Raw genomic sequence first — 12,875 nt, 5'->3', positions numbered from 1 at the left:
CCCATTAGGCATAAAGCTTGCTTAAGCTTATTGCTTGCGCGGCCAACCCTGACTAAACTCCACATAACTGATGTTTTCCATCCTGCGTTATAAGGGTTTGTCGTTCACATAATGAAGCAATCTCTCCAGCTTAAACTCGGCCAACAGCTGACCATGACTCCGCAATTGCAGCAGGCGATCCGCTTGCTGCAATTATCGACGTTAGACTTGCAACAAGAAATCCAGGAAGCACTCGAGTCCAATCCAATGTTGGAGATCGAAGAAGCTTTTGATTCGCCCAGCGCCGCCAACGAATATGAAGGCAGTGAGTTAGATAAAGCGGATTACACCCGTCAACTGGAAATTGCTGCCGAAGCCGGCGCCGATAATGGCACTGATTTCACTGCCAGCGAAAGTTACTCCGCCACCGCCGATAATAATTACGCCGAGAGCAATAGCTATTCGGAAGGTGAAAGTTTTGGCGAGGGCGAAAGCTTTGGTGAAAGCGAATCCTTCGGCGATTCCGATGTCTATGGCGACGGAGATAGTTTTAGCACTGACAATGGCGAATGGAATGAATCAATCCCCAGCGATTTGCCGGTAGACACCAGTTGGGATGACGTTTACCAATCCTCATCCAGCAGCAGCTCAAGCAATTACGACAACGAAGACAATGACTTCGAAAGCCGTCGCGCGGCTACTGACTCACTCTACGATCATTTGATGTGGCAACTGAACCTGACACCTATGTCGGATCGCGACCGCGTATTGGCGATGGCCATTATCGATGCGGTAGAACCCAGTGGCATGCTATCCATCACCGTCGAAGAAATTTTTGAAGGTATGCGCGGCGATTTCGAAGAGCTTGAACTCGATGAAGTCGAAGCGGTACAACACCGCCTGCAACAATTCGACCCCTGCGGCGTGTGCAGCCAAAATCTCTCCGAATGCCTGCTGGTGCAACTGCAACAACTCGATCCTAAAACGCCATTCCTGGATTCAGCCAAGTTAATCGCCAGGCAATATTTACCAATACTCGGCAGCCGCGATTATCGCCAGTTAATGCGCCGCACCAAACTCAAGGAAGCAGAACTCAGCATCGCTGTAGCGCTAATCCAAAGCTTGAATCCGCGCCCGGGCGATATGATTGCGAGCGGCGACACGGAATATGTTATTCCCGACGTGTTTGTTGAAAAACGTGATGGCCGCTGGATAGTTGAACTAAATCCGGATATTGCACCACGCCTGCGGATTAATTCGGACTATGCTTCTATGGTGAAGCGCGCCGATTCCAGCACTGACAACACCTTCCTCAAAGATAACCTGCAAGAAGCACGCTGGTTCCTGAAGAGCTTGCAGAGCCGCAATGAAACCTTGCTGAAAGTAGCGAGTTGTATTGTGGAAAAACAACGCGGCTTCCTGGACTACGGTCCTGAAGCAATGAAGCCATTGGTGCTACACGATATTGCTGAAATTGTAGAAATGCATGAGTCTACTATTTCGCGTGTCACCACGCAGAAATATATGCATACACCGCAAGGGATTTTTGAGCTGAAATATTTCTTCTCCAGCCACGTAAGTACTGATAGTGGCGGCGAATGCTCATCAACTGCGATTCGCGCGATTATTAAAAAATTGGTGAGCGCAGAAAACCCCAAAAAACCTTTGAGCGACAGCAAAATTACCGATCTGCTCGCCGAGCAAGGTATTCAAGTGGCGCGCCGTACCATTGCGAAATATCGCGAGTCCCTCAATATTCCACCGTCGAACGAGCGTAAAACTATTTAATACATTACTGGTCACTTGTAGTGCGACGGTTTTTCGAATGTAGTTGAATGTTGAATATTGAATAAAGTTCGGATCATAAATTCACAGATGTAATAGAGGTTGTGCAGGTTGCAACTGTTTTATTTCTAGCGAGAGGAAGTATCTATGCAAATAAATATCAGCGGTCGCCATGTAGAAGTTACCGATTCAATGAAAGAGTATGTCACCAGTAAACTGGAGCGCCTGACCCATCATCACGATCGCATCACCAGCACACACGTTATCCTCTCAGTCGACAAACTTATTCAAAAGGCAGAAGCCACCATTCACGTAAGCGGCAAAGATGTACATGCCGACGCGTCCCATGACGATCTTTACGCCGCAATCGATTTACTGACCGATAAGCTTGATCGCCAATTAATTAAACACAAAGAAAAAATGCGCAGCCATCGCTAATCGGCGCATGCACCAACCTGTTAACTGAACCTGTGCTGTCATCGCCATAAGCGATGACCACATTATCCAGCGAGAGATGCCCGGCATCACCCAGTCATGCAAATTCAAAATCTGATCACCCCTCGCCGAACCCTCTGCGGTGTCGAAGGCGGCAGTAAAAAACGCGCGCTGGAGTTGCTAGCCAACACCATTGCGCAGGACATTCCCGAAATTGATGCCGATGATTTATTTCGCCGCCTGATTGGCCGCGAACGTCTGGGCTCGACCGGCATTGGCCACGGTATCGCCATTCCCCACTGCCGCGCTGAACATTGCAACGGCACCGTCGGGGCGCTGATCACGTTGATAGACCCGATTGATTTTGATGCAATCGACTCACAACCCGTCGATATATTGTTTGCCATGTTAGTGCCGGAAGATGCCCATAGCGAACATTTGCAAACCCTCGCGGCACTTGCCGCAGCTTTGAATAATGCCGATTATCGCCAAACCCTGCGCGCCGCCAAAAGCAATGAAGCGCTCTACCAAGCGGCACTCGCCGCTCCTTAACAGGACCAATTATGCATCTGGTGATTGTCAGCGGCCTTTCCGGCTCAGGTAAAAGTACAGCACTGCATGTCCTTGAGGATGTGGGGTTTAACTGTATCGATAACCTGCCTGTCAGCCTATTGCCCGCACTGGTGGCCCAGATCCAGATTCATAAAGATGACCAACATCGCTTTGCGATTGGTATTGATGTGCGCAATGCATGGCAAGATTTGTCAATCTTCCCACAAATGATCAGTACCCTTAAAGAAGCGCACCTGCCATTCCAGACACTGTTTCTGGATTCACAACCCGCCGTACTTATTCAGCGTTTTAGTGAAACCCGACGCAAGCATCCGCTGTCAGATAAACACACCAGTTTAGAAGAGGCGATTGCTGCTGAACAAACTCTACTAGAGCCTATTCGCGACAGTGCAGATCAAGTGATTGATACCAGTCATTTGAACCTGCACGAGTTGCGCGACCTGGTGAAAGAACGAGTAGTTGGCCGCAGCGAATCGACTATGGCAATCCTGTTTGAATCTTTCGGATTTAAACACGGAGTTCCCGTGAATGCCGATCTGGTATTCGATGCGCGTTGCCTGCCCAATCCGCATTGGAAACCCAACCTGCGGCCGCAAACTGGCAAAGACCAGGAGGTTATCGACTTCCTGGAAGAGCAGGTGACAGTGAAGGAAATGTACGACGACATCGAGCATTACCTCACTCGCTGGTTGCCGCGTTACCAAGCCAATAACCGCAGCTACATTACCATCGCGATTGGCTGTACCGGGGGCCAACACCGCTCTGTGTATCTATCGGAGCGGTTACAAAAACATTTCGACCACAGTTTTAGCGATGTCCAGGTTCGCCATCGCGATATTAACAAGCACAAAAAACACTAGATTATGCAGACTGAAACTCTCGATATCATCAACAAACGCGGCTTGCACGCACGCGCTGCCGCCAAACTGGCCACCCTTGCCAACCGGTTTGAGGCAAAAGTATCCGCTCGCGTGGGCGAAGGTAGCTGGGCCGATGCCAAGAGCGTTATGTCATTAATGCTGCTTGCCGCCAGCTGTGGCACAACCCTGGAGGTCAGCGCCGAAGGTGATGATGCCGACGCTGCAATTTGCGCCATACGTGCGCTGATTGCCGATCGCTTTGAAGAAGGCGAATAAACGAACTATCGTTATAACAGTAACCTGCGCACCCGGTTAATGGTAAAAGCGGTTGTTGTTGTTGCTTTTCTGCACTAAGCTGCGCGACCTTTTCCGGCTCAGCGACCATCCACGGCATCCCAGCCTTGGTGTCCAAGCGCCAGCTGTTATATCCAATTGCGCCCTGCGCGCGCCAGGTACAGTAATTTTTATGGCCTACAACTACGACGACATCAATCCCGATGATTACATCCTGAGCAAATCGCAGGTAAAACGCGATATGCACGCTTTACAAGCGCTGGGTGAAAGCCTGATTGATATGAATGAAAAACAGCTCGCCAGCATTCCGCTGAGCGATACCATGCTCGACGCTATTTATATCGCGCGCAAATTACCGCCCAAAGAAGCCCGCCGCCGCCAAGTGCAATACATCGGCCGGTTGATGCGTGAAGGCAATCATGAGGAAATCAAGGCAGCGGTTGATAAAATGCAAAACCGCAGCGATCTGTACATCCATCGCCAGCATCAAATCGAGCGCTACCGCGATCTGTTGATTGAAGGTGACAAGCAAATATTCCAAACGCTGGTAACTTCTTGCCCCGGCATTGATGTGCAGCACCTGCGTCAATTAGTCCGCAGTGCGCAAAAAGAGCGCGAAGAAAACAAGCCACCCGCAAGCGCACGCAAATTGTTTGCGTTTATTCGTGAACAACTCGAACTGCAAGATTAAAAAATTGCAGGGATAAAAAAGCCGCTGATTTCAGCGGCTTTTTTTCGACTTAATTTAGGTCGAAATACTTATTTTAGGGCAGAACATCTTCATCTTGAGCATACAAATTACTGCCAACAATGCTTTACCAGCAGTTAACAGATATTAACTGGAGCTTATAATTGGCGCTCAATTACACTGCGGCATTCTTGTTTCTGCGGGCATAATTGATGAATAACAATCGGTTTTACGAAATAGATTTACTGCGCCTTGTTTCAGCAGTTCTGGTAGTGCTATTTCACTACACCTTTGTCGGATCAGTGTTGGATTTTGCGCCGGCGCCACGCACTGATGCATTTGGTGAGTACGGGCGCTACATGTATTTGGGGATTAATTTCTTTTTTATCATTAGCGGTTTCGTGATTTTACTCAGTGCCGAGGATGGTAAGCCGCGCGAATTTATTGTTTCGCGCTTTGTGCGTCTTTATCCCGCCTATTGGTTGTGCGTCATATTGACGGCGGGCGCTGCCGTGCTGTTTAACCAACCGGCATTTCAGGTGAGCTGGTCGCATTTTCTCGTCAACCTGACCATGTTGCAGAATGGGTTTGATGTGCCCCTGGTGGACGGTGTTTATTGGACGCTGTGGATTGAATTAAAATTCTACGCGCTCGTGTTAGTAATGGTTTGGTTACGATTGCTGCGCTTCTTACCCTGGTTTTGCGGTGCCGTACTGATTGCATCCATCATCGCACTGGGAACACCACTGGCCGCCAGCGTTGAAACATTCGTTGCCGGTTTTCCGCACTGGGCGGGTTATTTTGCCTGTGGTTGCGTGCTCTATCTGGTGAGATCGCGCGGCTTCCAGTGGGGCTACGGTGTACTCCTGTTGCTAAGCGTAATCTTCTGCGTGCGTCAAAATCAGGTGTTTACTGAACTGATGATCGGTTGGTACAAAACGGATTTCAATGTGTGGGTATCCGTCATATCAACGCTGCTATTTTTTGCAATTATGGCGGTGATTGCCCTGCGTAAAACCGGACTGTTATGCGACCCGCGTTTTTATTATCTGGGCGTGCTGACTTATCCGCTGTATCTACTGCATGAGAATATTGGTTTTATGATGTTTAATGCCTGGCATGACTTGATGCCGGGATGGGTGTTAGTTACCGGCGTGGTGATATTCATGCTGATTGCGGCTTGGCTAATCCATCGTTGTGTCGAGAGACCACTACAAAAAGTCTTAAAGCGTGCACTGCTGCCTAAAACTGAAATCCAAAAATAAAAACAACATTGAAAATTTATAAAAAATGCCAGCTCTTTTAGGAGCTGGCTTTTTTATGCGAGATAATTATCACTTTCCTGATTCCCATGCGGGCTTAGAAACGGTATTTCATGCCCACGGTCGCACTGCGGGTATCACCGAAATCAGAATAGCCCCACATAGAACGGTTGTAGATTTCATCAAACAGGTTATCAATGTTAAGTGAAACCGAGAACGAATCGTTAACAGAGTAACGAGCCATTACATCCACCAACCAATAAGATGGTTGTTCTTGTTTTACCGCAATTGCTTCACCCGTTGTGCTGATCGCAGCTGGGACGATGGCATCACCGTAAGAATAGTTTTGCCAACGGGCACTGGCGCCAAGGGTTAAACCACTAATAAAGCTGTAGCTGTTAGTGATTTTAAATTGCTTGGTGGGCAAATAAGTCTGCCGAGGATTACCTTCTTTATCTTCCGCCTTATTGTCGGTGTAACCGCCGCTGATATTCCAGCTCTCAGTCAATGCTCCGGCAATTTCCACTTCATAACCATCGGTTTTGATCCCGTCGATACTTTCGTAAATCCAATTACCATTTGGCAAGGTTCCCTGATCAGCCCATTCAGCAACGTTGTCCTTATTCGCACGATAAACCGCAGCGGAAATATTCAAGTTGTTATCAAAAAATGCCATTTTGATACCCGCTTCGGTGTTAGTACCTTCAGTAGGGTCAAGCACATTTCCATCTGCTCCATATTGTTGAACGGGTAAGAAAATACCGGTGAAACTGGTGTAAATAGAGAGGAAACTATTTACGTCATAGACGAGACCGGTGTAGGGAATGAATACATTGTTTTCAGAAGTGCTGACACGAGTGTTATTGAGCAGATCTGTATTATCGTAGCTCCAGTCACTTACGCGTCCACCTAACATAAATTTAAGCGAATCAGCGAGCTTGAAACGCACAGTTGCATAGGTACCGGATTGCTCACCCACTTCCAATGATTGTGATGCACCATAAGGAGATGATGGACCAGAGTAATCAGGTGCAGCAGGGTTTGGATTATTTAGGTTGTATACCGGCATATCGGCGTAATCAAACTGCAAATCAAACTCGTTGCTGTTGTAGCTATATCCCAATACCACTTCATGGTCGCGACCAAAGAGCGAGAAGCCACCGTTGGTGACTATGTTAAAACTTTCAGTATCTGATTTACGGCCTGAAAACAACGAATATGGTTTTGACCGATCTACCAGATCACCGGTCTCTTTATCCACGTAAGCACCATAGCTGGCGTTGCTCACATCCTGTGTTGCTTTCGCATAACGATAAGCCGCTTTCACTTTCCAGCCACTTTCAAATTCGTGTTCAGCATAGGGCATTACGCTCCACTGCTCGATAAAGCGGTGCGCCCACTCGTGACCAGTCGAAAAAGATACATCATGGTTAATCAAAGTACCGTCAGTGTAAAACGCCGGGTTGGAACTCCAATTGTAAACGCCACGCGAATTCACTTTGGTTTTATCGATGGCAACAGAGATCAAGGTATTTTCCGTAACGTCGGTTTCAACGATGCCGTAGATCACCGACTTATCGCGCGAGTAGCGGGCAATGTAAGAGTCGCCATCCATGTAAGAACCGATAAAACGTCCGCGTACACTGCCCGATTCATTCAATGGGCCAGCTACATCACCCTCGGTGCGGTAGGTATTCCAATTACCCAACGATCCACTCAAGGATGCCTGAAACTCTTCAGTCGGACGTTTACGGATCATGTTGACTGTAGCCGATGGCTCACCCTGCCCGCCCAAAATCCCCGCAGCACCCTTTAAAATTTCAATGCGCTCAGCGAGGATAGGATCAATACTCTGGCTCGCATCACCGGAGTAAGTAGAGTTAGCCGGAGTGGTGATCATACCGTCTACTTGCACACCGGTATCCAACTGAAAACCGCGCACATACATAATGCTGTATTCCGATGCATCGCCGGATTTGCTCACCCCGGGAACATGGTCAAGTACCTGTTCCATATCCACCAAGCCTTTGTCTTCAATCATTTGACTAGTCACTAATGTGACAGTTTGCGGAGTCTCACGCAGGGTCATGTTCAGACCGGTCGCACCATTCATGGATTGGGTGGTATAGCTCCCTGTGACGATAACTTCTTCAACTTTCGGTTTTTTTGTCTTTGCCGGCTTGCTGTTGGTAGATGCAGTAGATTCCGATTGCACAGTCTCAGCGGCCAGTGCCGAACCTGAGATAACAACGCCACAGAGCACACTGATAGCCAAGGCCATCGGTTTTTTGATTAATAACATTGCGGGATTTCCTTCGGGACAGGACATGGTGGAGCCACCGGATCTGACACGCTTAGTAGGGGGTAGCAGGCGGCGCCCATTTTATTTAATAATACGAATTGTTATCAATTAAAATCGTATTAATGTGCTGTTTTGGTCAAAAAAATCCATTTTGGCAATAATTACGCCATGACATCAGGGCAAATTAACAAAAAACAAGAAAATATGTCATTTGATATTATATTTTATATCGAGTTTTTATTATAAAAATATAAGTGTGATTGAACAGTTTTGACAGGAATCAGCATTGAGGGCAAGCCATAGAATTTTGAGGCGAATATACAGAGCAAATGTAGAATGGGAGTTTGAAGTAACCAGGTTACAGATTTTAGTTGTCAATCATCGCTGAACACATTCATCAACCGCTAAAAAATTCGAACGAGTCTTTATTCTGTGGCGTGGCCATCGCCCGGACTAAACACTGGCTCCTCCTCTTTCTTGGTCATGCTGTCACTTTTTTGAGTTTGCTCTTCTTCTTTTTTATTGACACTGTCGCGCAAGCTTTTTTCGCTTTCAAACAAGCGATCAAAACTCATTCGAGGATCATCCCAACCGCCTTTGATGGTGTAGCTGATGCTGGTGGCTTGGTCGACTTGTTTCTTAAACAGTTTACTTACCAGATAAACACCGGCAGCCGCCGGTAAACCCGTTGCCAATGCCGCGAAGAAGGTGAGGTTACCGGCAACCGGTAAAGTGGCGACCAGACGGGCATTAATGGTCTCTTTGCGCAAGTTAATCGTACCCGCCATTTGCAGGCCGCTCGATGGCGTGCGAACTAACAATGGCTCTTCAAATACCAGGATGCCTTGATTAAAGCGCACCTTGCCGTTGATCTCGTCGTAGGCCAAACCGCTTTTGTATAGATCGGAGAAATCGAGGCGCATACGGCGTGCGAGTGAGTCGAAATTCAATACTGACATCAGACGGAGAATACCGTCGCCCGCACTGGCATCGCGTTTGAAGCGGCCTTTTTCCAGCCAGATGGTCATCTCGCCGCTGAGATTCACTAAACCGAAATCCTGCGGCGAGCCGGGCCAATACAAATCGGTGCGATAGCGCGCCGCATGGCTTTCAATAGTGTCGGGTTTATCCCAGGCACGCAACACGACAGCCATATCACCCGCTTCCAGATTACCGATAAACCGGGACTGCACACCTTGCGGACTATCTTGCCAAATCAGCTTGGCACCTTCCGCTGCACCATCGGCGCCGGTAATAGTCACACCGCGAATACTGCCGCGGATATTACCAATCACCACCCCCAAATTGTTGGGGCGCAATTGTAGCGACCAGTTACCGTAATTGTTGCCATCCAGCAACAGTGAGCCCACGGTGATATTGGCTAAAGGCAATTTTCGTGGGTCGATGACTTCGCGCGGCGCCGGAACCGATTCCTGTGCGGGCGCCACTGTTTCATTCGTTTCGCCAGTGCCCAAGGCAACCGAAGGTACATCTGGTGTCGCAGCCAGCCCGAGGATTTCTTTGGTCAATGAGAGATGGACAAGATCTACCTGCAGTGGCTTAAAACGGCTATCGGGAACCAGCACCCTGCCCTCGACGATGGTGTTTTTCAGATCCAACTGCCAGCCAATACGCACCGGAACGGCAACCACATTGAGATTTTCCAGTTTCAAGGAACCTAATTCGTATTGCCCCAATATTAATTCCGCGCGGAACGGCAAACCGGCGATCTGCCCTTCTGCTTCGTTGTTTGCAATTAACGCCGGCACGGCGGACTGCGGCGCATTCACTCCTTGGGCAACAACCGGAGCCAAGTGCTCGGTATAGGTTTTGTAGCGCCCCTGCACTTCTTTCCATGCATCCAGATCAATGCCCGGTAAATAACCGGACACGAGGAACTGTGGTTTCTCGCTGAATGTAGCCTCGCTACCCAAGGCGATATTGGCGTTGAGCAAGCTGTTGTTACGTACTCGATCCGTGCGGAACAGCGCCTGGATGTCATCGTTATAATGCACATCGATCTGTGCCTGACTTTCATGCAGCAACAGCTTAACTTCCAGCGGGCGCTGATCGGTGGCGGGCTTGCCATAGGGTTCAGGTAAATCAACCGCCACATTGGCCAGATTGCTGGTAATGGTGATGGCTGCAAATGCGTCCCGCGCAAAATCTGCCGCCGATTGCCGGGAAGCGAGCACATCTTCCGGGCTTGATCCAACCAGGTTTTTCTCGGCACGCGGGCGATGGTTTAGTTCAACCAATGCCTTATAAGGGAGATTGCCTTTGAGGAACATAATCTCCGGGCGCTTGCTCCAATATGCAAGTTGTTGCGTATCAACCGCGCCGCTGATGTCAATCAGGGTCTGGCTGTAATCGTCCAGTTTGCGGGTGCTTAATGTCACTTCAACCGGGTGGTCGAAAAAGCGGGCATGGAGGGTATCGCTGCTGATGCCGGTGTCGCTGTTGTAATTGATGTGTCCGGTTAAATCATTGGCGATGAGGTTGAGGTTTTGTAATTCAAACTGCGGCACCTGTAAATCCACGCTCACCTGTTGATGTGCGCCTGCCGGTTTTTCCTCGCCGGTGCCGATGGGAATAGCCAGCTCGAGCTGTGCTTGCATCTCACCCTGCATATTCCATGAATCCATGCTGCTACCGAGATACTGGCGCAACATGCCCTCACGCAATACGCGGATACCATCGCTCGCAGCACCCGCGATTTGCCCGTTGACTTGCAGCAACGAACCCTTGCCCATAGCGCGCGGATTAACCCGCACTTCGGCCTGTTTAACCCGGCTGGTGTAAAGACCGGCATCGGTCACGCTGGCGGAAATATTCATATCGCCAACCAATAAACGGCCATCGAGTTGGGTTAGCGCCGGCCATCCCGGATGGTAATTAAGCTCTGCATCCTCGATATCCAAATACAGTTGGTAAGTGCGTGCCATCGGACTTTTGGTATTGAGCGTACCGCGATAGACAAAACCGGCCTCGGTAGCTATGCCCGGATTTTTTGTCCCCACGCTTTGCTCCAGCCAATCCAGCAAGGATTCAGGTACAACTGCCGGCGTGTATTTTTGGTAGAGACTGGCATTAAGCTGCCGCGCACCTATCTGCAAATAGAGATCGATATCGCCAGTGTTGCGCTGCCAGGGCAAAGAGAGCCACATATATCCGCGCGCCAGCTCGTCACCTTTTTGAAACTCCAACTGGCCGCTGTTGACATAAATCTGGTTGTTTTCAGGCTCCAGATGCCATGCTACCTGACCTTTGGCGCGATCGTATTCCATTGGCGCGCTATAGGTAGGTGAATAATGCATGGAGAAATGCTGGCGCGAATCTATATCGACAAATCCGCCTTTTTGCCCAGCCTGCACATAACCATCAACACCGGCCAGCGCCGGAACGCCTTGCCAGGCATTGGTGGCGACCTGCACCAGATTGGCACGCAGTTGCCATTCTTTGGGTTGCTTTACCGGCAATGTCAGTTGCAGATTATGCAATTGGCCGCGCGGGTTAAGTGCCTTTAATATGTCATGCAATCTACCTTCACCCAATGCACCAATACTGCCAAGCATGTCGTTCACGCGCGCGAGATCAAGGTTATCGAGGCTGATTTGCAGCGGCTTGTTAAAACCGCCCGCAGCAACCGCGAGATTCACATCGGTAATCTTCTGTTCACCAATGCTCGCCTTGACTTGCTGCAAGCCCAACCGCCATTGGCCGCCCGGCAACCAAAAACCGTTCAGATCGGTGGAGAAGTTATCCAACGATATACGGCGCTCACCCAACGGCAGCGACAGCCGTTGCAAACCGAGGCGACCGGATAAATCGTAGCCTTTGCCACCGGTACGGGTTTCAAACCAGATATTGGCATCTACCATGCCTTCACTCTGCAAGCTGGATGCATCCGCGCCGCTGAGCAAGAAAGCATTGGCAGCCGCGATAGGTTCACTGGTAGGGAAGCGGTTAAGTTGCAAATAACCACGGCTGCGGAAGTCATCGATATCGCGTGGATCGCCTTTACCTTCCATCACCAGATAGATACTGCGCGATTGCGCATCGACATCGACTTGCAGGGAAAGACGATGGAAATCGCCCGCGTTTTCAAACAGCAGGTAGGGTGAATCCAGTACTACTTCTTTACCCGAGATAAAACGGAAGCTGAGATGGCTGCTCTGGAATTCAATTTTAGTGGACAGCAGCAACATGTCCATGAGTGCATCCAGGTGCACTTCCGGCTGGTCGGCATCGGCACGCTGGGGTAAACCCGGAATCTGCCAGAAACCATCGACAGTTTGGACAAAGGTCATATCGACCTGGTTCAGCGAGAGATTGTTCCAGACCAGGCGGAAGTTAAGCAGGGATTCGATAATGTCGAAGCGTAACCGCGCTTGCTTAAAAGCGACAATCGGCTGGTTAGCGTGGCTCTTGATACTGAAATTCTGGATGACAACGCCCGGCTTCAATCCACTCCAATCGGCCTCGATACTGCCAATCGCCACCTGTGCATTGAGTTTGGAAGAGAGATAGGAGGCGATACTCTGGTCATAATCGCCCAACAAATGGGAAAAGCTCCGCCCGGATTGCACCAACACCGCCAATAAAATCAGGGCGATAGCAATCAGGAAGTAAAACCATTTCACCAACTTGCCTAAAGCACGTGTCATTCGTTACTTGTTCCAGGGCACAGGATGGCT

General features: G+C 49.4%; 9 protein-coding genes. 7 read left to right on the top strand and 2 right to left on the bottom strand.

Annotated features, from left to right (window positions below):
- Positions 1 to 111: 111 nt before the first annotated feature.
- From AC1RJL_RS02220 to AC1RJL_RS02190, 7 genes are all read left to right on the top strand, one after another.
- A complete protein-coding gene (locus tag AC1RJL_RS02220) occupies positions 112 to 1,767 on the top strand; it encodes an RNA polymerase factor sigma-54 (protein WP_492911114.1) in 1,656 nt (551 codons plus the stop codon).
- A 144-nt stretch (positions 1,768 to 1,911) separates the two neighbouring features.
- Positions 1,912 to 2,202, top strand: coding sequence for a ribosome hibernation-promoting factor, HPF/YfiA family (hpf, locus tag AC1RJL_RS02215; protein ID WP_492911113.1), 291 nt, complete (start codon positions 1,912 to 1,914; stop codon positions 2,200 to 2,202).
- A gap of 96 nt (positions 2,203 to 2,298) precedes the next feature.
- Entirely contained in the window at positions 2,299 to 2,751 is a 453-nt protein-coding gene (ptsN, locus tag AC1RJL_RS02210; RefSeq protein WP_492911112.1) for a PTS IIA-like nitrogen regulatory protein PtsN, read from the top strand.
- 11 nt (positions 2,752 to 2,762) lie between these two features.
- Positions 2,763 to 3,632, top strand: a complete 870-nt coding sequence (gene rapZ, locus AC1RJL_RS02205; protein WP_492911111.1) for an RNase adapter RapZ — start codon at positions 2,763 to 2,765, stop codon at positions 3,630 to 3,632.
- A gap of 3 nt (positions 3,633 to 3,635) precedes the next feature.
- Positions 3,636 to 3,908: an HPr family phosphocarrier protein gene (locus AC1RJL_RS02200; RefSeq protein ID WP_492911110.1), complete on the top strand. Its 273-nt coding sequence runs from the start codon at positions 3,636 to 3,638 to the stop codon at positions 3,906 to 3,908.
- 190 nt (positions 3,909 to 4,098) lie between these two features.
- Positions 4,099 to 4,617 (top strand): ribosome biogenesis factor YjgA, encoded by a 519-nt coding sequence (yjgA, locus tag AC1RJL_RS02195; protein ID WP_492911109.1) that lies wholly within the window; start codon positions 4,099 to 4,101, stop codon positions 4,615 to 4,617.
- Between the two features lie 209 nt (positions 4,618 to 4,826).
- Positions 4,827 to 5,879: an acyltransferase family protein gene (locus AC1RJL_RS02190; protein ID WP_492911108.1), complete on the top strand. Its 1,053-nt coding sequence runs from the start codon at positions 4,827 to 4,829 to the stop codon at positions 5,877 to 5,879.
- Positions 5,880 to 5,973: 94 nt separating this feature from the next.
- Here AC1RJL_RS02190 and AC1RJL_RS02185 read toward each other — a convergent pair whose 3' ends face one another.
- Together AC1RJL_RS02185 and AC1RJL_RS02180 are read right to left on the bottom strand one after the other, a co-directional pair.
- Positions 5,974 to 8,178 carry a TonB-dependent siderophore receptor gene (locus tag AC1RJL_RS02185; RefSeq protein WP_492911107.1) on the bottom strand — a complete coding sequence of 735 codons (2,205 nt, stop codon included), beginning with the start codon at positions 8,176 to 8,178 and terminating at the stop codon, positions 5,974 to 5,976.
- Positions 8,179 to 8,603: 425 nt separating this feature from the next.
- Entirely contained in the window at positions 8,604 to 12,845 is a 4,242-nt protein-coding gene (locus tag AC1RJL_RS02180) for a YhdP family protein (protein ID WP_492911106.1), read from the bottom strand.
- Positions 12,846 to 12,875 lie beyond the last annotated feature (30 nt).

This window comes from Cellvibrio sp. GW822-FHT04B05 (assembly GCF_058800985.1).
Note: the sequence above shows the minus strand (reverse complement) of the source record. Positions and strands in the feature narration are given on the sequence as shown.